We start from the raw sequence: 18,493 nt of genomic DNA, 5'->3' as shown, positions 1-18,493 counted from the left end.
AGCCATGTCCAAGATCAAACGGGGCGTCAGCCTCTACAGTTTTCAGGAAGAACTGTTCCTCGGCCAGTTGGACGTTGAGGATTGCATCGCCTTCGCCGCCTCGATCGGCGCGACCGGCATCGAGCTGCTGCCCGAACAGAACATGCCGAGCTTCCCCAACGTGACCGACGCTGAGGTGGCATGGTGGCAGGAGACGGTGGCGAAGCACGGTTGCGAGCTGACCTGCTACGACATGTTCCTCGATACCAAGCGTCGCAAGGATCGCCTGATGAGCGACGACGAGCAGGTCGAATCGATCCGTCGCGATCTGGAACTGTGCAATCGCCTCGGCATCCGCAACATGCGCATCCTGGTGTTCGTGCGGCCCGATATCCTCGCGCGATGCGTGCCCTATGCCGAGGAACTCGACGTGCACATGGGAGTCGAGGTGCACGCGCCGTGGCATCTCGAACATGCCTGGATCCTGCGCACGATCGACACTGCCGACCAGCTCGGCACGAGACATCTCGGCATTCTACCCGACATGGGCATCTTCATGAAACACTATCCGCCGGCGTTTCGAGCCCGCTTCGAGCGGCAGGGCGCGCGGCCCGAGGTGGCGCAGTTCATCGTCGACCAGCACGAACAGAAGATCATGTCGGAATACACGATCTACGAAGTCGCGGTGAAGATGCAGGGCAACAAGGCCGAGGTTGCGATGGCCGAGACGCTGCGCCACGCGCCCTATGCCAACCCCAAGCGGCTCAAGGAATATGCCCCGTACTTCCGCCACATCCAGGCGAAGTTTTACGAGATGAACGCGGATGCGACCGATCCGTCGATCGCCTATGACGAGGTGATCCCGGTGCTGGCGGCGGCCGGCTGGGAAGGTACGCTGTCGAGCGAGTATGAGGGCAACCGCTGGATACAGGACGTGATGCCGGTCGACAGCCGCGAGCAGGTCCGTCGCCAGCACGCGATGTTCGAACGGTTGATCGGGGAGCAGGCATAATGTTCGACAAATATCTAATCGTGGACGACAGCGTGCGCGCCACCGCCGACGGTTTCGCATTTGAGGCAAAGCTCGGTTATTATCGCGGGCTTGGCCTGTCGATGATCGAGGATCTGGCCATTACGCTCGACGGCGAAGCGGTGCGGCGCGAGGCGATCCGCTTCGACGAGGGCGCGGGGCCGATCTCGCTGGCGGACATGGAGACCGCATACGATCGGCGCTGGAACTTCGGTGCCAAGGCCACGATCAGCGTGGTCGGGCAGGAGGCGCTTGCGCCGGGCGAACACCGCCTGACCCTCGCCGAACGGCTGCGCGTGTCCTACCTGCCGTTCCCGTCGATCAACACCGACGAGAAGACGGTGAGCGTCGCGGCATGACCACCTCACGCCGCGATCTGCTCGCGCTTGGTGCCGCCAGTACGATGCTACCGGCGGCGACGCTGGCAGCATCCGCAGCAAGGGCTCCGGAGCCGCGCTGGCGACCGGGTGTCGAAGGGCAGCGGCGTGCGGATCTCGGCGATGGACGCTATCTCAACCCGATCCTCGCCGGCGATCATCCCGATCCGTCGATCCTGAAAGACGGCGACGATTACTGGATGACGCATTCGTCGTTCGATGCCGCGCCCGGTCTGCTGATCTGGCACTCGCGCGATCTGGTGAACTGGACACCGGTCGGCCCGGCGCTGGCGCGGCCGCTCGGCACGGTGTTCGCGGTCGATCTCGTCAAGCATGACGGGCGGTATTACATCTACATCCCGTTCATGGCGGCGCCGTGGTCGAAGGGCCTCAAGAGCTTCGCCAACATCTACGTCATCCACGCGCCCTCGATGCACGGGCCGTGGAGCGAGCCGGTCGATCTCGGCATCGGCACGCTGATCGATCCCGGCCATGTCGTCGGCGAGGACGGGCGGCGTTATCTGTTCCTGTCGGGCATCAAGCGCGTGCGGCTGTCCGCCGACGGTCTCTCCACCGACGGGCCGATCGAGCAGGTCTATGACGGCTGGCACTATCCCGACAACTGGATCACCGAAGCCTATTCGCTAGAAGGGCCGAAGCTGTTCCGGCGTGGCGACTGGTTCTACCTCATCAGCGCGGTGGGTGGCACGAGCGGCCCGGCGACCGGGCATATGGTGATTGCGGCGCGCTCTAGGTCGGTCGACGGACCGTGGGAGAATTGCCCGAACAACCCGATCGTTCGCACCCGCGACGTTGCCGAGGCGTGGTGGTCGCGCGGCCATGCCACCGCCGTGGAGGGGCCGGGCGGCAAATGGTACATGGTCTATCACGGTTATGAGAACGGCTACCGTTCGCTCGGCCGGCAGACGCTGCTGGAGCCGATCGAGTGGACCGCCGATGGCTGGTTCCGCGCGACCGGCGGCGACCTGTCGCGCCCGCTGCCCAAGCCGGCGGGCACCGCGCTGCCGCATGGACTGGCCGGATCGGACGCCTTCACCGAGCCGAGCTTCGGCACGCGCTGGAGCTTCTACGCCGGCACCGCCGACGAGCTTCGCCGCGCGCGGGTCAGCGGCGGCGCGCTCACTCTTGCCGCCAAGGGGGCGGGTCCGCAGGATTGTTCACCGCTGACCCAACTCGTCGGCGATCGCGCTTATGAGATCAGCGTGCTGGTCGATGTCGAGGGCGGCGCGCAGGGTGGCCTGCTGCTGTTCTTCGACGACCGGCTGTTCCTCGGCATGGGCATCGACGGCACCGCGATGACGAGTTACCGCGGCGGCAAGGTCAGCTTCTGGCGCGAGCCGGCGCCCGCGGTGCGCACCATGCATCTCCGCATCGTCAACGACCGCCAGATCGTCACGTTCTACTACAGCACGGACGGCACCCACTGGACCCGCCACGGCGTGCGCAGCGAAGTGTCCGGCTACAACGCCAACACGGTCGACGATCTCGCCAGCCTGCGCCCCGCGTTGTTCGCGGCGGGCAAGGGGATGGTGCGGTTTCAGGATTTCCGCTACCGCGCGTTGCCATGATCGATAGGCGTTCATTGCTGTTGCTAGGTGGCGTGGGTATCGCGACGGCGGGTCGCGCAGTCGCGCGGTGGCGCAGGTCGCGCGGATGATCCCGCAGCGACCGAGCGCGCGCGTGATCGTCGACGATGACTTCGCCGGCGACCCCGACGGTCTTGCCGCGCTGGCGCATCAATTGCTCACGCCCAAGACCCGCGTGACGCTGGTGACGAGTTCCGCCGTCGATCCCAAGCTTGCCGATGCCGCGCTCGCAGGGCGCAGCGCGGCGGCCGGGCGCGGAACGGCTTTGGAGTTGATCCGCCGCGCTGCGGCTCGCGCCCGACATCGCCAAGCGGATGACGCTGATCTGGATCGCCGGCGGCGGGTACCCGGCGGTGGCTGAGAATATAACCTCGCGGTCGACACGGCGGCCGCGCGTTACGTTGTCGAGGAAAGCCGCGTGCCACGCTGGCAGGTGCCGCAGCCCGCCTACCGCCAGATGCAGGTGTCGATCGCCGCGCTGAGCGCCGATCTTCGCCCGATCTCGCCGTTCGCGCGCTGGCTGTACGAACAATTCACCACGCCACCGTCCTTCGTGACGCTCGGCGACACCTGGCCGCTCGGCAACAGTCCGCTGGTGCTGCTGTCGGCGATCTCGACGGAGAGCAGCCACTATGCCGATCTTCCAGCGCGGCGGATCGGTGACGATGGCCATTACGGGGAGGTCGTCCCCGGGCGGATGGTGCGGGTGTTCGACCAGCTCGACACCCGCCTCACCTTCAACGACTTCTACGCGCGGCTCCGCCTCAACGCGCGCTAGACCGCGTTGCGCCGTGCGATCGCGCCGAGGATCGCGGCGCTCGGCTTGGGCGTGCGTGCGAAGGTGGTGCGGTCGAGGCTGTGCAGGCCGAACTTCGGGCCGTAGCCGAACACCCATTCGAAATTGTCGATCAGCGACCAGTGCATATAGCCCCGCACCGGCACGCCATCGTCGATCGCGCGGGCGAGTTCGGTGAGCGCGGCGGGGATCAGCCGCTGGCGCGGGCCATCGTCGGCGGTGTTGATGCCGTGTTCGGTGACGATCACCGGCACCTTCGCCACCGAATAGGCATAGCGCACGGCACCGGCAAGCGAGGCGGGGTAGATCTCCTCACCGGCATCGTTGACCGGCGCGCCGGCCGGCACCGGCATCCGCCCGCGCGCATCCCACAGCGAGCGCGTGTAGTTCTGCACGCCGACGAAATCGCAGGTCCGCGCCGCCTCCAGCCACGGCAGATACAGTTTCGCGCGCATCGCATCGCGGATCGAATCGCGCCCCACCGCCTGATCGTCGATGATCGCGAGGCTGACCCCGACCGGCAGGTCGGGCCGCACATTTTTGATCGCGGCGCGCCCGGCGGCGTGCGCGGCGAGCATGTTGGCCTGCACCCGCGCCGGATCGGCGATCCACAGCGCGTTGCCGGGGTTGAACTGCGCCACGCCGTACGCGCGCGCCGCCGCCTCGCCCATCGCGCGGTCGGTCGCCATCAGCCGGTCGCCGATGCCCGGCGGCAGCACGATGCCGAGCAGCCCGCTGAGGTTCGGTTCGTTGAGCGTAGTGGCATAGCCGATGTCAGCGGCGAGGTGGCGGGCGGCCCGTTCGCAAAAGCGCGCGAACAGCGACGGTGACTGCGCATTGCTCCACCCGCCCGAGGCGGCGAACCAGCGCGGCGTGGTGAAATGATTGAACGTCACCAGCGGCGTCAGCCCGCGCGCGCGGCACCCGGCGATCATCGCCTTGTAATGGTCGAGCATCGCGATCGAGAACTGGCCCTCGACCGGCTCGATCCGCGCCCATTCCAGGCTGAAGCGATAGCTGTTGAGGCCCATGTTCCGCACCAGATCGAGATCGGTCGGCCACAGCGCGAAGCTGTTGGCGGCATCGCCCGATGGCTCGCTATACGCGGTCGGCGTGACATGCTCGACCGCCCACAGATCGCTGTTGACGTTGTTGCCCTCGACCTGATGCGCGGCGGTGGCGGCGCCCCACAGGAAGCCTTTTGGGAACCGCGCATCGCCCGGCTTGGCAGCAAGGGCAGAGGCAGCGAGCGCAGGGGCGGCGATGGCGGCGGCGCCGGCGGCGATCAGGGTGCGGCGGTGGATCGTGGCGGTCATGTCAAATCCCCATCAAACGCGCGTTGAGCGCACGGTCGGCGCCCCCTGCTGCAAAGTCGTCGAACGCGCGTTCGGTTACGCAGATGATATGGTCGGCGATGAACGGCGCACCCTCGGCCGCGCCCTGTTCGGGGTGTTTCAGCGCGCATTCCCATTCGAGCACCGCCCAGCCGGGGAAATCATATTGCGCCATCTTCGAGAAGATTGCCTTGAAATCGACCTGCCCGTCACCGAGCGAGCGGAACCGCCCCGGTCGGTCGACCCAGCTCTGGTAACCGCCGTATACGCCCGATCGCCCGCTCGGCGTGAACTCCGCATCCTTGACGTGGAAGCACTTCACCCGCGCGTTATAGATGTCGAGGAATGCCAGATAGTCGAGCTGTTGCAGCACGAAATGGCTGGGATCGTACAGCATATTGGCGCGGGCATGGCCGCCGACTCGGTCGAGGAACATCTCGAACGTCACGCCGTCATGCAGATCCTCGCCGGGATGGATTTCGAAGGCGAGATCGACGCCGTTGTCCTCGAACCTGTCGAGGATCGGCCGCCAGCGCCGCGCCAGTTCGTCGAACGCATCCTCGACCAGCCCCGCCGGGCGCTGCGGCCACGGATAGAAATACGGCCAGGCCAGTGCGCCCGAAAACGTCGCGTGCGCGGCGAGGCCAAGGTTGCGGCTGGCGCGCGCAGCCAGCCCGAGTTGCTCGACCGCCCAGCGTTGCCGCGTCGCCGGATCGCCGCGCACATGCGGTGCGGCGAACGCATCGAACTGCGCGTCATAGGCAGGGTGCACCGCGACGAGCTGCCCTTGCAGATGCGTCGATAATTCGGTGATGACGAGACCACGTTCCGCCAGGCGACCGGCGATGTCGTCGCAGTAATCCTTGCTGTCGGCCGCTGCCGCGAGATCGAACAGCCGCGCGTCCCAACTCGGAATCTGCACGCCCTTGTAGCCGAGCCCGGCCGCCCAGTCCGCGATCCCGTCGAGGCTGTCGAACGGTGCAGCGTCACCGGCGAACTGCGCGAGAAAGATGCCTGGGCCTTTGATGGTGCGCATGGGTTTGCGTCTCCTAAACGATGAGGTCGACCCAGCCGGCATCGTCGCGGCTGGCGGTGACCGCGGTGGTGATGAACGCCATGCCGCGCACGCCGTCGATAATGCCTGGCACCAGCGAACCGGGCTCACCGCGCAACTGCCGCGCGAAATCGCGGTACAGGTTGGCGAATGCCTCCAAATAGCCCTCCGGGTGACCGCCCGGCGTGCGGCTCGCCGCCTTCGCCGCCGGCCCCAGGGCAGCATCGCCGGCCTGCACGATCTCCGTGCGGCCGTCGAGGTGATGCAGCGTCAGCCGGTTCGGGTCTTCCTGGCGCCAGTCGAGCGCCCCCGCATCGCCGTAAACCCGCAGCCGCAGGCCGTTGCGTTCGCCCAGCATGATCTGCGAGGCGAGCAGGCACCCGCGCGCACCGCCCTCGAAGCGTAACAGCACCTGGCAATCGTCGTCGAGCGTGCGGCCCGCCACCACCGTGCCGAGATCGGCCAGCAGCCGCGTCACCCGCTGCCCGGTCACGAACTCGGCGAGGTGAAAGGCGTGGCTGCCGATGTCGGCGATGCAGCCGCCCAGCCCGGCGCGGGTCGGGTCGAGCCGCCATTCCGCCTGCTTGCCGGTCGCCGCTTCGGCGAGCCAGCCTTGCGGATATTCGACCATTACCTTGCGGATCGTGCCAAGCGCCCCCGCCGCGACACGCGTCCGTGCCTCTCGCACCAGCGGGTAGCCCGAATAGGTGTAGGTCAGGCCGTAAGGCACGGCGGCCTGTGCGACATCCTCGACCAGCGCCTGCGCCTCGGCGAGCGTAGCGGTGGCGGGCTTGTCGCTCAACACCGGCAGCCCCGCCGCCAGCGCGGCACGCGCCGCCGGCAGATGATGGTGGTTGGGCGAGGTGATCGCGACGAAATCGGCACCGTCCTCGCGGCCGCGTTCACCCGCCAGCATCGCATCCACTGACGCGTAGGCGCGGGCGGGGTCGATCCGGTAGTGCCGCCCGGCCTCCGCCGACCGCGCCGCGTCGCTACTGAACGCGCCCGCGACCAGCTCGATCTCCCGGTCGAGTTCGGCGGCGATGCGGTGCACCGGCCCGATGAAGGAACCGGGACCACCGCCCACCATCGCCATCCGCAATCGTCGCATGTCGCCTCTCCCGCGATGCCGTTTTACAATCCCACGCCAGAAAGGCATTGCACAAAGCAGAATTATGGTTCTAGTTATGGCACGGCACTGAAGCACGAATGGTGCGGGGAGGACAAGATGCGTTTTTCAGTCTTTTTGAACGGTCGCTCGATGGCGCCCGACGAGGATCGCGCGCTGATCCGCAATCTCGAAGCACACGCGCTGTACGCGGCCGAACGCGGTTTCGAGGCAATCTTCATGCCGGACCATCATTTTAACGGCTATATGCCGATCGCCAGCGACAGCTACATGTTCGCGGCGTACCTCGCCGCCAAGCTGCCACACATGCATTTCGGCTTCTCGGTGACGTCGGTGCCGCTCCACCACCCGGTGCGCTTTGTCGAGCGGATCAACATTCTCGACCAGTTGACCGACGGCAAGCTGCTGGTCGGCATCGGCTCAGGCACCACGCCCGAGGAGATGATCGGCTTCGGCGTCACGTACAAGGAAGCGTCGGCAGTTTCCGAGCGCAACCTCGCAATCGCCGAACAGCTGTGGGCGAAGCAGATGGAGGATCCGGCGGTCGAGATCGACAACGGCCCGCACAAGGGCCGCGTTCTGCAACGCATTGCGCCGGCTGCGTACACGCCCGGCCACGCGCGGTTGATGCCGGTGGCGATGAAGGAAACCAGCGCACGCCGCGCCGCGGAGAACGGCTGGCCCGCGTTCATCCCCGCCTTCACGCCGCCCAAGATCGGCGGCACTGCGCCGATGGAGCATGTCAGCAAATACTTCAAAATCTACCGCGACATGCTGGAGGCCGCCGGCCATTCCGCCGACGTGGTGCGCGATGCGCTGTCGTGGTCGACGCACACCTACCAGCTCGTTCACGTCGCCGAAACCGACGAGCAGGCGCGCGACGAGATGATGACGATCCTGCGCGCCTATCAGGACGCGGTCGAGCGCGAGGCCGCGTTCAACGCGCAGGCCGAGAGCGACGGCGCCAACAAGAAGACCGACCGCACGCCCGATGCGCTGACCGAGGACTGGATCGGCACCTGGTGCCTGTACGGTTCGCCCGAGACGGTGGTCGAACATCTGCGGCCCTATGCGGAGCTGGGCATCGGCAACATCCTGTGCGGCACGCTTACCGGGCCGTTGACCGACGAACGGTTGCGGCTCGGCAACCAGACGGTCGATCTGCTCTCCACGCGGGTGATGCCCGAACTGCGCGGGGGTGCGTAATGGCGAAGCGGGTGGTCGGCATCGGCGGCACGCTGCGCAGCGGATCGTCGAGCGAATTGCTGGTGCGCGCCGTGCTCGCCGCCTGCGCGCGGCGCGGCGCGGAGACGCGGATGTTCGATGGCCCCGCGCTGGCCGCGCTGCCGCACTTCAACGCGGAAAGCCCGGAGCGCAATGATGCCGAACGCGCGCTGGTCGAGGCGGTGCGGGCTGCGGATGCGATCGTGATCGGCTCGCCCGGCTATCACGGCGGCGTGTCGGGGCTGGTCAAGAACGCGATCGACCTGCTTGAGGATATTCGCGGCGATGCACGGCCCTATTTCGATGGCCGTCCGGTCGGGCTGATCGTCTCGGCGGCGGGCTGGCAGGCGGGCGGGGTAACGCTCGCCGCTTTGCGCGGCATCGTCCACGCGATGCGCGGCTGGCCGACGCCAGCGGGGATCGCGATCAACTCTGTCGAGCAGAAGCCGTTCGCGGCGAATGGATCGGTCGCCGACGCAGGCGTCGCCGCGCAGATCGAACTTCAGGCCGCGCACCTGATGGCCTTTGCACTGGAGACGGCGGCATGAACGCACCCGACATCACCACGCTGCCGCTGGACGAACAGGCATTGTTCACCGCTGGCGCATCGATGTGGTCGACGCACGAAGTGCCCGCCCTTGGCGTGCGATCGATCACCATGGCGGATGGCCCGATGGGGATCGCCAGCGGCCGCGTGGACGAGCGCGACGTATCGCTGCTGACGCCATGCCCAATTGCGCTCGGCGCGAGCTGGGATCTCGGCCTGATCGCGCGGGTTGGCGCGCTGGTCGGCGGCGATGCGGTGGCGCGCGGCGTGCAGGCAGTGCTCGCGCCCAACGTCAACCTCGCGCGCAGTCCGCTCGCCGGCCGTGCCTTCGAATATTTCTCGGAAGACCCGATGCTCACCGGCGTGGCGGGCGCGGCCTGGGCGACTGGGCTGCAGTCCACCGGCGTAGCCTCGGTGACCAAGCATCTCGTCTGCAACGATAGCGAAACCCAGCGCGACACGATTGACATCGTGGTGGACGAGCGGGCCTTGCGCGAAGTGTATCTGCTGCCGTTTGAATATGCCGCGGCGGCGGGCGCTGGCGGGATGCTGACCGCGTACAACCGCGTCAACGGATCGTGGTGCGCCGAGCAGCACCATGTCATCACCGACATCGTGAAAGGCGAGTGGGGCTTTGCCGGCGTCCTGATGAGCGACTGGTTCGGCACGCACACCACCGCGCCGACGCTCAACGCCGGCCTCGATCTTGAGATGCCCGGCCCTGCGCGCTTCCTCGGCGCGCACGCCGATGCCGCGGTCGCGAGTGGCGACGTGCCGCGGGCGCGCGTAGCCGATGCCGCGGCGCGCGTAGCCACCTTCGCGGCGCGGTTTGCCTCCGCCGGAGATACGACCGATGTCGAAGATGCCGAGGCTCTGCTCGTCGAGGCCGCAGCGGCCGGCTTCGTGCTGCTGCGCAACGATGACGATCTTCTGCCGCTCGATCCTGCCCGCGCCGGCACGATCGCGGTGATCGGCCCCAACGCCGCTGCACCGTGCTACCAGGGCGGCACCTTCGCCAAGATCGCGGTCAAGCCCGACGCGCTGCGCCCACTTGACGCGATCCACGCGCGCTTCGCTGGTGCGACGATCCTCTACGAACCCGGCGTTGATCCGCAGCCGCGCTTGCCCGCCATGCCGGTGACACCGGCGCGCGACCTCGGCGACGGCGCCGTCGGCATGACGCTCGACTATTTCGACGACGACAGCTTCACCGGCACGCCGCGCCACAGCGAAACCCGCGCGACCAATTCGCTGGTTTGGTTCGTCGGCGTACACGATCAGGGCGCGTGGGATCGCCCCGCCGGCATCCGCGCATCTGGCTGGTATCGCCCCGAGAGAGATGGCGAGCATATCTTCTACCTCGGCGCGACCGGCGCGGTGCGTATGCGCGTCGATGGCGGCGAGGTGCTGCGCCATGACGAGACCGTCGCCGCGTCCGATGTGATGGGGCGCCTCAAGAGTGGCGAGGCCGACAGTGTCGCCGTCACGCTCGAAGCCGGCCGATCCGTGCTGGTCGAGGTGGAGTTCCGCCATCAGCCCGCCCGCGTGCAAGGACTGTGGTTCGGCGTACGCGTGCCAATAACGCCCGAGGAGATGCTGGTGCGCGCCGTGGCGGCGGCGGAAGCGGCGGACACCGTGTTCCTGATCCTCGGCGAAACCTCCGACGCCAGCGTCGAGAGCAAGGATCGTGCCGACACCCGACTGCCGGAAGCGCAGCTCGCGCTCGCCCACGCGGTGCTTGCGGCCAATCCGCGCGTGGTGATCGTCACCAACGTCGGCCACGCGTTCGACGCCACCTTCGCCGAGACCGCGCCCGCTTTTCTGGTGGCATGGTATCCCGGTCAGGAGTTCGGCCGCGCGCTTGCCGAGGTTCTCGCTGGCGACCGCGAGCCGGGCGGGCGCTTGCCGGTAACCCTCGCGCGCGATGAGGCTGACTACCCCGCACTGGCGCTGGCACCGGATGCGTCCGGCAAGCTCGTCTACGAGGACGGTGTTCGCATCGGCTATCGCGGACTCGCGATGCGCGGCATCGCCCCGCTGCACGGGTTCGGCAGCGGCTTCGGTTATACGCGCTTCACGCTTGATGCAGCACGGATCGGCGATTTTGTCGTTCACGCGTGCGTGACCAATCGCTCGGCACGCGCCGGTCATGTCGTCGTGCAGGTCTATCGCCACAGCCCCGAATTCGCATTGGTCGGGTTCGCCAAGGCATTTTTGGCGGGGGAAGCCACTGGGAACGTGGAAGTCGCGCTGGAGCCCCGCGCTCTCCGCAGTTGGGCTGATGGTTGGCAGAGCCTGACAAACATTGGGTTGTCGGTAGGCTTTGCGGCGGATGATCTACCGATCAGATTGCTTTTCGACCCGGTCAGGGCGTAGTCCCGCCAACCATATGCTATAATCGCATCGGGCAAGCCGAGCCGGAAGGGCGGGGTGGAGCGTAGTGGTATAGGTCAACCCGGCCGTCTGCGCGACCTCCCCCGCGTCAGGCTGCACGTCGTCGATCAGCCGGTAAACTTATAGGTCGGCAGTTGTACCGTAACGTCGTTGCCACTGGGCTTGAGCAGAGCAGATACCTTGAAGCGGTAGGTCGCTCTCCATGTGAATTCTGCACCACCTTTGAGCGACCATCGCGCAGTGATGCGGCTCGTCGATGACGGGGTTCAATTTGATCGGCGTGGCGTCGGAAATTCGTTTTGATCCCGGACAGGATTGCGTGCCGATCTAGTCGAATTCTCTGCGGCTACATGCATCCCCTGGATCAGGGGATGCATGTAGCCCGAACCCGTCAGCTGCAACGGCAGATCTAAGATAAAAGCGGTCCAGTTTTTCGGTGGCAGAGCACTGACCCAACCATTGGCGTGCCTAGAACTCGGCTTTCCCAATTCCCAGTCTTAACCCGGAAAGACCGAAGCCGGCCCTATCTCAGTCGGCCAATGAGATCAGAGGAGCAAACGCTGAACGTCGGCATTTGACAGATACCGCCGTTTAGAAGCCGGTTCGGAATGGCGGCTTGATCCCAAATTTCGCCGTTTAGCATTGGGAGCGGCTTGGGCCTTCGAACCCAATCCAAAACCTAAATGAATCGCAGAAGTCGGGGAACCGGGATGGCGGCCTGAACGACCGGGATTGGGTCTCGCCTGCCGTGAATGGTAGAGCCGATCACCTTTGATAACGGCTTGGCAGGCGGTCCGATAGTACTTGAAGCGATCGGCAGCCGCGCCAAGTTCATGACCGTCTTCACGTCGCGACTTCAGTATATGATCATTCACGGTTGCGATGTGCCGGCGGGCGGTACACGATCAGGCGATGATAAGCCTTATCGCCCTCGCTCTCGCTATGCCGCCCGTTGTAACGGTTGGGCCAATGGTGCAGCCCGGCACTTGGCAGGTAAAGTCGAAACTCATAGTCCTTACGATACCAGGTGTGCCCAGCTTCTTTGTTCGCATGGCACGTGGGAAAACCAAGGTCGAGCGCAAACAGATTTCGGCGGGTCAGGGCATCGAAGCGCTGCTCGCGCCGGACCCAAAGGCGCAATGCCGGATCGAAAGCCAGACCGTTGCAAACGGGCGCTACACGCAAACGCTAACCTGCCCGCAGAAGAAGGGCACGCCAATGCGTGTTGTCCGCGTAGGAAGCTATGACACTACCGGCTTTGTTGGGCAGGCGATCGTCACCGGCAGCGCGCCTAAAGGAGCGCTTCGCATTGTCCTGGACCAGCGGGCGATCCGTGCTGGCGCTTAGCCGCGGCAGTCACCACCGCTAATCCGATAAAGGCTGCCAAAATAAGACCGCGATTGTTCCTCTTGGCGCCCTTAAGTAGATAGCGACATGAACGAGTAGCAGGAGTTTGAGGAAGTCGAAGGGCGGGCTGAGAGGCTGTTAATGGCTCCAAACGCCCGCCGTTCGCCAAGTCGAGGTCGTCAGGTTAGAAGGAACTGAGATCGGGGCGAGAAGGGCACCACCGTCATAGCCGAGCATTTTCCCCTGACGCTTATGGCCTCCTCATCCTAGCGCCTGAGATCGCTCTTGCCAGTGGATGGCTCGGGAGTGAAAGTGTCGTCGGTCGCGCAGCCATCCGTGACCTGCTGATCAAGGCCGCTCGTTTCAACGAACAGGAACGGCAGAGGCTCACTATCCATCTGCCTAGCAGAGCAATCACGCTCCGACTGGACGAAATTGAACGGCATTGCGGAGCGTAATACGTCCCCGCACAGGCCGATGAACGAACGGCCGTTTCTGGATGGTGCTCCTAGTTGCCTGAACGTCCTCTTTTGGGTCGTGCCTGCCGGTCGACGCCGGGACTGGCAATGTCGATTCGCACGGTCTCATGACAGACGTCGAAGCCGCGCTCGAACAGCAGATCCTCGACGTTCCGCAAGCTGAGCGGGAAGCGCACGTACATTAGCACCACCAGCCAAATAACCTCCGGTGAGAGTTGAAGGGGATGGCGCAATCTGGCGGCGCTCTGTCAGCGCTGCTACATGATCCATGATGCGGCTGAGCATCGTCGGAGACGATGGCTGAACGCCTTCCATCGCCGCGCCTGGCATTACCTGTTCGCGTCGTTTGAAGCGCGTTCGGCCCTAGTGGTAGAGGGTGTGCCACGTGGCAAACCTGCCCGGGAATTGAACACGCAAACCGCCGAACCTGCATGAACAGTGGCCTTCGTGGCTTCGGGGTGCTGGGGGGGGCAACTCCTGCAGGCTGGCTAATTATCGGTGTCCTCTTTTTGGCTCTGGCGCTTCGCTTCGCGAGCGTCCTTTTTGTGGAGGGATTGCCTATGATTACACGTTCAAAATCTCGCGCTCGCAAGACGCACAAGGTCAAGAACACCAACCTGAACCCAGTAACTAACGTGATGAAGCTCTGCTCTGTTTGTTTTGAGACCGTCTGGGCACTGATCGTTGGCTGGTCTGCTGGTGCGGCCGGCCTCGCACCATCGGCGCAGTTGCGCCGACGTCACCAGTAGGGGGCGGAAGAGCGATCTTCCGCCCTTTGCACATCTAAGCATGGTCGGCGCTAGAAGGTGAGCTGCCGCTCCGACAGGATAGCGGCCGTATCATCGACCAATCCCCCCTCATCGTTTTTCCTGACACAAACGTCTTCATCCAGGGACGCGCGCTCAAGGATCAGCCCTGGGGAGAATTGGGCCGCGACGACATTGACGTCGTGCTTTGCGGGCCAGTGATCCGCGAGCTTGATCGACTGGAAAAACCGGCCCGGGAGAGTTGGGAAGGTTGCGCGCTCGGTCAGCACGAAGGTGCGCGAGCTGATGGCGACCAAAGCCCTGGGGGAGCTGCTACGCGAAACCGGGCCCAGGGTCATGCTGCGTCTCGCGCCCGGCGCGCCGAACCAAGCCAAGATGCGCGAGGAAATCGACCTTACCCATGACGATCAGGCTATCATGAATCAGGCGCTCGCAAGCCTAGATAAGGGGTATGATGTCGTCCTCCTGACCGACGATAATTTCGCGGCAGTGACGGCAGAGCATTTCGGGCTGCCGGTGCGGGTGTTGCCCACTCACTGGCTGAAAGAGCCCGAGGCTGATGACAGCGTAAAGGAGCTTGCCCGCAAGGACGCCGAGATTGCTCGGCTGAAGGCAGCAGAGCCGATGCTTCAGCTTCGCTTTACTGATCAAGCTGGCACTAAGATTGAGCGTCTCGACGTGACAATGAAGCGCTATCTTTCGGTTCCATCTGATAAAGTCGATCGGCTTGTGGAGCGGGTTACCGCGCTTGCCCCGATGGCCGAGCTGACGCCCACGCAACTGAAGGAAGCTTCCAAGCCACAAAGCCCGGGCAAGGGGTTCGACATCTCAAGCATCGCCTACCCTGATGATAGCATGATGCCTCTGACCCAGATCGCTATCGATAAGTATGAGGATGACTATCGGAAATGGGTGTCGGGCGTTCGTTCAAATATCGCCGGGTTCCATGCGGAATGGAACCGCCGACGCGACTGGCCGCAGGCAGTTTTCTGCGTGCAGAACACGGGCTCACGGCCCGCTGCGGACGTGCTTGTTGAGATGAACGCTTCAGGTAGTTGTAAGCTGAGCGGGTTAGCGAAGGGCAACAGCGAGCGCCGCGACAAAGGCGCGCGATGGCTGGAGCTAGCGTTCCCTCCCGAACCGCCGCGCCGTAGATCCCGGGCCGAAATCCTCATGGCAACAGGATTATTCGATCGTGATCCGCTCGCAAGCCTGCTGCGCGCGCCCGTCTTCTCCTCGATAGCAAATTTGCGGCGGGACGATGATGCTTTTTATTGGCGTGACGGCAAATCCGATGCTGTTCCGACGATGGCGCTTGAATGCAAGACTTGGCGTCATGGACGAGAGGAAGAGGATGGAGCGCTTCCGATCAGCCAAGCAGCGGCGACAGATCATCATCGTCACGCATAACGCCAACCTGATCGTCAACACCGACGCCGATCAGGTTATAGTGGCGACCTGTGGACCGCACCGCCCGGGGCAACTGCCCGAAATACGCTACTTGGCGGGCGGTTTGGAAGATTTAACCATCCGAGAAAGCGTGTGCAACATCCTTGAAGGCGGTGAGGAAGCCTTCAAGGAGCGCGCCAAACGGCTGCGAGTGGACTTGTAGCAGCAGATCGCAATCGCAGCCACTTACCAGAGCTTGCGACTCACCATCGAGCCGGCAGGAACCTGGGTATAGCCATATTCTCGCTTGAAGGTCGGCGAAGCGCCGCCCGAAAGGCTGTCATTGGCTTACATGAATGTACGGCAGATTTCGGGAGGCCCGCCGAGCGGTCTGAACGACTGCAACTGGATCATTTACGCATGGGGTGCCGGCAGCGATCTTCCAGGATTGCTGCCGACCCTCGGGCTCCTAATCGAGCGTGCCTGTCAGCATCAGACGGCGAACATCCTCCGCTGTCTGATTGACCGCCCCCAGTCGCTCGATGAGTTGCGCCGGCCGACTTCCCCTCAGGCCCGCAAGCGTCAACCCCTTGTCGCGGACGTAGGTGTACATCCCGCTGACCGCGAAGGCGGTGACATGGCCAATACGCTGCTTCTGCTCGTCGATCGTGCGGGCGAACTCGTTGGAGGCGAAGAAGCGCCGCCGGGTGAGCGGCGTGGCGAAGGTCAGGTCCAGGACCGCCAAGCGTTCGCGTTCTGGCGGGACGGTGTGGGCCACGTCCGGCGCGGGCGGTGCGGGAGCGGCATTGTCATAGGCTTCCGGCAGGTGCAGCCGAACGCGCAGTAGCGCCGGGTCGGTCGCGAGCGTCTCGGCGAAGGACGCCATGAAGGCCGCGAACGCTTCCGGATTTTTCGCTCCCGGACCGAAATGCACGTGCATCCTGTCGAGCGCGTCGTTGCCGTTGGGGCTCGGGTCTGCAATCCGATCCACCAGCGTCCGCGAGCCTTGTGGAAGCGCATAGGCGACCGTTGCGGCGAACATATTCTGTTCGTCGGAGAACAGGATGGTGGACGCCTCGTTGAAGACGGCTTGATCGGCAGCGTCGGCGAAGCCGATCTCCACCCCGCCATCAAGTACATAGTTGGGGAACGGCACGATTCCCTCCTGCGCAGGCCAGAGGTGCGCATCCTGTTCGCGGTCGAGATGATACTGGACGTACCAGGCCAGCCCCGGCACCCGCGAGCAAAGCGGGCCATGGACGTCGCGCCAGTAGGTCGCGAATACCTCGTGTGGAACCTGGGGGCGCTTCAGGACGGTCGTGTAAGTGTTAATCGCGATGGCGGCGTCGCGATCTGCGTAGTTGGCGTCGGGGCGATGTTCATGGGTCATGGCAGGTCTCGTGTCTGTCGGGTCAGGGGATCAGGCGATCGGCGCGCAACTGCTCGAACAGCGCAAAGAACGCGTCGTCGGTGGGTTGGTAGCCCGTGAAGCCGAGCCGGCGGCTCTTTGACATGTCGGTCACCACTTCGATCGGCCGGCCGAGATCGGCATCGGTGTGCCACGGCGATGCGAGCCGGGTGAGGTCGGGTTCGACCAGCGCGTCCCGCTCGGCGATGCGGCGCCACAACTCTGCGTCGTCCTCCATTTGCTGCTCGAGCGACTGCGGCGTGCCTTCGAATGGCCCTGCCTCCAACCCAAACCATTCGGCGATGCGGTCCCACATCCACTGCCAGCGGAAGACGTCGCCGTTGACGATGTTGAACGCCTGATCGTGCGCCGCTTCGGTTTCTGCGGCCCATAGAAGCTGCCGGGCGAGCTGTCCGGCATCGGTCATGTCGGTGAGCCCCGACCATTGCGCAGCCGAGCCGGGAAAGGCGAACGGGCGGCCGGTCTCGCGGCAGAGGGTGGCATAGACAGCGAGGGTTGTCCCCATGTTCATCGCGTTGCCTACCGCCTTGCCGATCACGGTATGCGGACGGTGAACGCTCCAAGTGAAGCCGTCGCGCTCGGCGGCCGCGAACACCTCGTCCTCCTGCGCATAATAGAAGTTCTCGATGTCGAGTCGGCCCTGTTCCTCCCGGAACGGCGTCTGCGGCAGCGTGCCCTTACCATAGGCTTCGAACGGTCCGAGATAATGCTTGAGCCCGGTGACGAGCGCAACGTGTCTCGGACCCGTCGGCTTAGGCAATCCGTCGAGGAGGTTGCGCACCATCGCCGCATTAACACGGATGTTCTCGGCCTCACTGTCCTGACGCAGCGAGGTTGTGATGAACACCGCGTCGGGTTCGATGCCGGAAAGCGCCGTCTTCGTCGCCTCGGCATCCTGCAGATCGGCCGCGACCTGATGCACGTTCGCCTGTTTGGTCGGCCGGCGGGCAAGTCCGTGCACCCTCCATCCCTGCTCGACAAGAAGCGCTGCGGTTGCGCTGCCGACGATACCGCTCGCGCCCACTACCAATGCCGTCTTCGTCATACTGATCTTTCTCTTGATCTTGAGCATGCAGAGCTAGGCAGCGTCGCGGCCGGGTTCTAGACGGCACCAAACAGGGTGCCAGGCACCAAGAGGTAACCACCTATGCAGCCGGGATCGATCGAGGATGAGTGGCGCGAGGACTGCGCACCGCGGCGCTTGCTGGCGCTGTTCGCGACCAAGTGGACAAGCATGGTCCTGCATACGCTACACGTGCGTCACCAAAGCGCATGCCGGACTGGCGCGCTACAGCGTAGCCTGCCCGGCGGATCCAAGAAGATGCTGATTTAAACGCTGCGCGAGATGGAGGAGGTGGGGCTCGTCACTCGCCATGTGCAGAGCGCGATCCCACCGGCGGTCGAGTACCGGCTGACGCCGCTCGGGGAGCACTTTGTGGAGCCCGTAGAGTTGCTCTGCGCCTGGGGACGCGACGATGCAGACGCGCTGGACCAGCTGGCAGCAGATCAACGGCTAGGCGTTCTTGATAACCGGGCTGCGATCGCGTTGTGATAAAGATGAACGAGCGTCCGGTTTAGGGAGGATCCTAAGGCATCGCGAATGTCTGGATA

Annotated in this window: 18 protein-coding genes and 2 pseudogenes; 13 read left to right on the top strand and 7 right to left on the bottom strand. The window is 64.7% G+C overall.

The genetic code is table 11. The features are described from left to right. Nucleotides 1-4 precede the first annotated feature (4 nt). The 5 genes from OXR00_RS11765 to OXR00_RS11745 all read left to right on the top strand — a co-directional run bounded on the left by OXR00_RS11765 (nucleotide 5) and on the right by OXR00_RS11745 (nucleotide 3,771). Complete coding sequence (locus OXR00_RS11765; protein WP_267388412.1) at nucleotides 5-991, top strand: TIM barrel protein; 987 nt, start codon at nucleotides 5-7, stop codon at nucleotides 989-991. Beyond that, the gene (locus OXR00_RS11760; RefSeq protein ID WP_267388411.1) at nucleotides 991-1,368 is read left to right on the top strand and encodes a DUF6379 domain-containing protein; all 378 of its coding nucleotides are present in this window, start codon (nucleotides 991-993) and stop codon (nucleotides 1,366-1,368) included. The genes OXR00_RS11765 and OXR00_RS11760 overlap by 1 nt, the downstream gene beginning before the upstream one ends. Further along, the gene (locus OXR00_RS11755) at nucleotides 1,365-2,975 is read left to right on the top strand and encodes a family 43 glycosylhydrolase (RefSeq protein WP_267388410.1); all 1,611 of its coding nucleotides are present in this window, start codon (nucleotides 1,365-1,367) and stop codon (nucleotides 2,973-2,975) included. Before OXR00_RS11760 ends, OXR00_RS11755 begins: the two co-directional genes overlap by 4 nt. Before the next feature lie 112 nt (nucleotides 2,976-3,087). Beyond that, on the top strand, nucleotides 3,088-3,354 hold the full coding sequence (locus OXR00_RS11750) for a hypothetical protein (RefSeq protein ID WP_267388409.1): 267 nt from the start codon (nucleotides 3,088-3,090) through the stop codon (nucleotides 3,352-3,354). A 57-nt stretch (nucleotides 3,355-3,411) separates the two neighbouring features. After that, nucleotides 3,412-3,771, top strand: coding sequence for a hypothetical protein (locus OXR00_RS11745; RefSeq protein WP_267388408.1), 360 nt, complete (start codon nucleotides 3,412-3,414; stop codon nucleotides 3,769-3,771). Here OXR00_RS11745 and OXR00_RS11740 read toward each other — a convergent pair. The 3 genes from OXR00_RS11740 to OXR00_RS11730 are packed head-to-tail and all read right to left on the bottom strand — an operon-like array spanning nucleotide 3,768 to nucleotide 7,288. Then, nucleotides 3,768-5,105 (bottom strand): family 1 glycosylhydrolase, encoded by a 1,338-nt coding sequence (locus OXR00_RS11740; RefSeq protein ID WP_267388407.1) that lies wholly within the window; start codon nucleotides 5,103-5,105, stop codon nucleotides 3,768-3,770. The genes OXR00_RS11745 and OXR00_RS11740 overlap by 4 nt on opposite strands. Nucleotide 5,106: 1 nt before the next feature. Continuing rightward, nucleotides 5,107-6,159 carry a sugar phosphate isomerase/epimerase gene (locus tag OXR00_RS11735; protein WP_267388406.1) on the bottom strand — a complete coding sequence of 351 codons (1,053 nt, stop codon included), beginning with the start codon at nucleotides 6,157-6,159 and terminating at the stop codon, nucleotides 5,107-5,109. A gap of 13 nt (nucleotides 6,160-6,172) precedes the next feature. Further along, a complete protein-coding gene (locus tag OXR00_RS11730; protein ID WP_267388405.1) occupies nucleotides 6,173-7,288 on the bottom strand; it encodes a Gfo/Idh/MocA family oxidoreductase in 1,116 nt (371 codons plus the stop codon). A 117-nt stretch (nucleotides 7,289-7,405) separates the two neighbouring features. On the opposite strand from OXR00_RS11730, the gene OXR00_RS11725 reads away from it, so the two are divergent. The 4 genes from OXR00_RS11725 (at nucleotide 7,406) to OXR00_RS11710 (ending at nucleotide 12,818) form a co-directional block, all read left to right on the top strand. Next, nucleotides 7,406-8,512 (top strand): LLM class flavin-dependent oxidoreductase, encoded by a 1,107-nt coding sequence (locus OXR00_RS11725; RefSeq protein WP_267388404.1) that lies wholly within the window; start codon nucleotides 7,406-7,408, stop codon nucleotides 8,510-8,512. Continuing rightward, the gene (locus tag OXR00_RS11720; RefSeq protein WP_267388403.1) at nucleotides 8,512-9,078 is read left to right on the top strand and encodes an NAD(P)H-dependent oxidoreductase; all 567 of its coding nucleotides are present in this window, start codon (nucleotides 8,512-8,514) and stop codon (nucleotides 9,076-9,078) included. Before OXR00_RS11725 ends, OXR00_RS11720 begins: the two co-directional genes overlap by 1 nt. After that, nucleotides 9,075-11,453, top strand: coding sequence for a glycoside hydrolase family 3 C-terminal domain-containing protein (locus tag OXR00_RS11715; protein WP_267388402.1), 2,379 nt, complete (start codon nucleotides 9,075-9,077; stop codon nucleotides 11,451-11,453). The genes OXR00_RS11720 and OXR00_RS11715 overlap by 4 nt, the downstream gene beginning before the upstream one ends. A gap of 987 nt (nucleotides 11,454-12,440) precedes the next feature. Beyond that, nucleotides 12,441-12,818, top strand: coding sequence for a DUF3617 family protein (locus tag OXR00_RS11710; protein ID WP_267388401.1), 378 nt, complete (start codon nucleotides 12,441-12,443; stop codon nucleotides 12,816-12,818). Nucleotides 12,819-13,380: 562 nt separating this feature from the next. Here OXR00_RS11710 and OXR00_RS11705 read toward each other — a convergent pair. Continuing rightward, nucleotides 13,381-13,476: pseudogene (locus OXR00_RS11705) on the bottom strand (IS6 family transposase); the annotation flags it as partial. Between the two features lie 252 nt (nucleotides 13,477-13,728). Here OXR00_RS11705 and OXR00_RS11700 point away from each other — a divergent pair. Then, nucleotides 13,729-14,046, top strand: coding sequence for a hypothetical protein (locus OXR00_RS11700; RefSeq protein WP_267388400.1), 318 nt, complete (start codon nucleotides 13,729-13,731; stop codon nucleotides 14,044-14,046). A 50-nt stretch (nucleotides 14,047-14,096) separates the two neighbouring features. Here the strand turns inward: OXR00_RS11700 and OXR00_RS11695 are convergent, their stop codons facing one another. Then, on the bottom strand, nucleotides 14,097-14,402 hold the full coding sequence (locus OXR00_RS11695) for a hypothetical protein (protein ID WP_242154137.1): 306 nt from the start codon (nucleotides 14,400-14,402) through the stop codon (nucleotides 14,097-14,099). Here OXR00_RS11695 and OXR00_RS11690 point away from each other — a divergent pair. Then, nucleotides 14,401-15,474: a hypothetical protein gene (locus tag OXR00_RS11690; protein ID WP_267388399.1), complete on the top strand. Its 1,074-nt coding sequence runs from the start codon at nucleotides 14,401-14,403 to the stop codon at nucleotides 15,472-15,474. The two genes, OXR00_RS11695 and OXR00_RS11690, sit on opposite strands and share 2 nt — an antisense overlap. Further along, a pseudogene (locus tag OXR00_RS11685) lies at nucleotides 15,428-15,676 on the top strand (hypothetical protein); the annotation flags it as partial. The gene OXR00_RS11690 and the pseudogene OXR00_RS11685, both read left to right, overlap by 47 nt. Before the next feature lie 246 nt (nucleotides 15,677-15,922). On the opposite strand, the gene OXR00_RS11680 reads toward OXR00_RS11685, so the two are convergent. Together OXR00_RS11680 and OXR00_RS11675 are read right to left on the bottom strand one after the other, a co-directional pair. Continuing rightward, a complete protein-coding gene (locus OXR00_RS11680) occupies nucleotides 15,923-16,843 on the bottom strand; it encodes a hypothetical protein (protein ID WP_267388397.1) in 921 nt (306 codons plus the stop codon). Between the two features lie 22 nt (nucleotides 16,844-16,865). Beyond that, a complete protein-coding gene (locus tag OXR00_RS11675) occupies nucleotides 16,866-17,927 on the bottom strand; it encodes an SDR family oxidoreductase (protein WP_267388396.1) in 1,062 nt (353 codons plus the stop codon). Nucleotides 17,928-18,227: 300 nt separating this feature from the next. Between OXR00_RS11675 and OXR00_RS11670 the strand changes: the two genes are divergently transcribed. Beyond that, nucleotides 18,228-18,434: a winged helix-turn-helix transcriptional regulator gene (locus OXR00_RS11670; RefSeq protein ID WP_267388395.1), complete on the top strand. Its 207-nt coding sequence runs from the start codon at nucleotides 18,228-18,230 to the stop codon at nucleotides 18,432-18,434. The last annotated feature ends 59 nt before the right edge of the window (nucleotides 18,435-18,493 follow it).

The sequence above is a fragment of the Sphingomonas sp. GC_Shp_3 genome (genome assembly GCF_026540945.1).
Taxonomy (GTDB): Bacteria; Pseudomonadota; Alphaproteobacteria; order Sphingomonadales; family Sphingomonadaceae; genus Sphingomonas.
The sequence above is the reverse complement of the archived record's forward strand: the minus strand, read 5'-3'. Positions and strand labels throughout refer to the sequence as shown.

What these genes read in the sequence shown, in the direction of transcription:
- OXR00_RS11725 (WP_267388404.1), top strand. Translation starts at nt 7,406, where the DNA reads ATGCGTTTTTCAGTCTTTTTGAACGGTCGCTCGATGGCGCCCGACGAG.
- OXR00_RS11720 (WP_267388403.1), top strand. Translation starts at nt 8,512, where the DNA reads ATGGCGAAGCGGGTGGTCGGCATCGGCGGCACGCTGCGCAGCGGATCG.
- OXR00_RS11710 (WP_267388401.1), top strand. Translation starts at nt 12,441, where the DNA reads ATGGTGCAGCCCGGCACTTGGCAGGTAAAGTCGAAACTCATAGTCCTT.
- OXR00_RS11735 (WP_267388406.1), bottom strand. Translation starts at nt 6,159, where the DNA reads ATGCGCACCATCAAAGGCCCAGGCATCTTTCTCGCGCAGTTCGCCGGT.
- OXR00_RS11740 (WP_267388407.1), bottom strand. Translation starts at nt 5,105, where the DNA reads ATGACCGCCACGATCCACCGCCGCACCCTGATCGCCGCCGGCGCCGCC.
- OXR00_RS11730 (WP_267388405.1), bottom strand. Translation starts at nt 7,288, where the DNA reads ATGCGACGATTGCGGATGGCGATGGTGGGCGGTGGTCCCGGTTCCTTC.
- OXR00_RS11675 (WP_267388396.1), bottom strand. Translation starts at nt 17,927, where the DNA reads ATGACGAAGACGGCATTGGTAGTGGGCGCGAGCGGTATCGTCGGCAGC.
- OXR00_RS11700 (WP_267388400.1), top strand. Translation starts at nt 13,729, where the DNA reads ATGAACAGTGGCCTTCGTGGCTTCGGGGTGCTGGGGGGGGCAACTCCT.
- OXR00_RS11755 (WP_267388410.1), top strand. Translation starts at nt 1,365, where the DNA reads ATGACCACCTCACGCCGCGATCTGCTCGCGCTTGGTGCCGCCAGTACG.
- OXR00_RS11715 (WP_267388402.1), top strand. Translation starts at nt 9,075, where the DNA reads ATGAACGCACCCGACATCACCACGCTGCCGCTGGACGAACAGGCATTG.
- OXR00_RS11690 (WP_267388399.1), top strand. Translation starts at nt 14,401, where the DNA reads ATGCTGCGTCTCGCGCCCGGCGCGCCGAACCAAGCCAAGATGCGCGAG.
- OXR00_RS11695 (WP_242154137.1), bottom strand. Translation starts at nt 14,402, where the DNA reads ATGACCCTGGGCCCGGTTTCGCGTAGCAGCTCCCCCAGGGCTTTGGTC.
- OXR00_RS11680 (WP_267388397.1), bottom strand. Translation starts at nt 16,843, where the DNA reads ATGACCCATGAACATCGCCCCGACGCCAACTACGCAGATCGCGACGCC.
- OXR00_RS11760 (WP_267388411.1), top strand. Translation starts at nt 991, where the DNA reads ATGTTCGACAAATATCTAATCGTGGACGACAGCGTGCGCGCCACCGCC.
- OXR00_RS11765 (WP_267388412.1), top strand. Translation starts at nt 5, where the DNA reads ATGTCCAAGATCAAACGGGGCGTCAGCCTCTACAGTTTTCAGGAAGAA.
- OXR00_RS11670 (WP_267388395.1), top strand. Translation starts at nt 18,228, where the DNA reads ATGGAGGAGGTGGGGCTCGTCACTCGCCATGTGCAGAGCGCGATCCCA.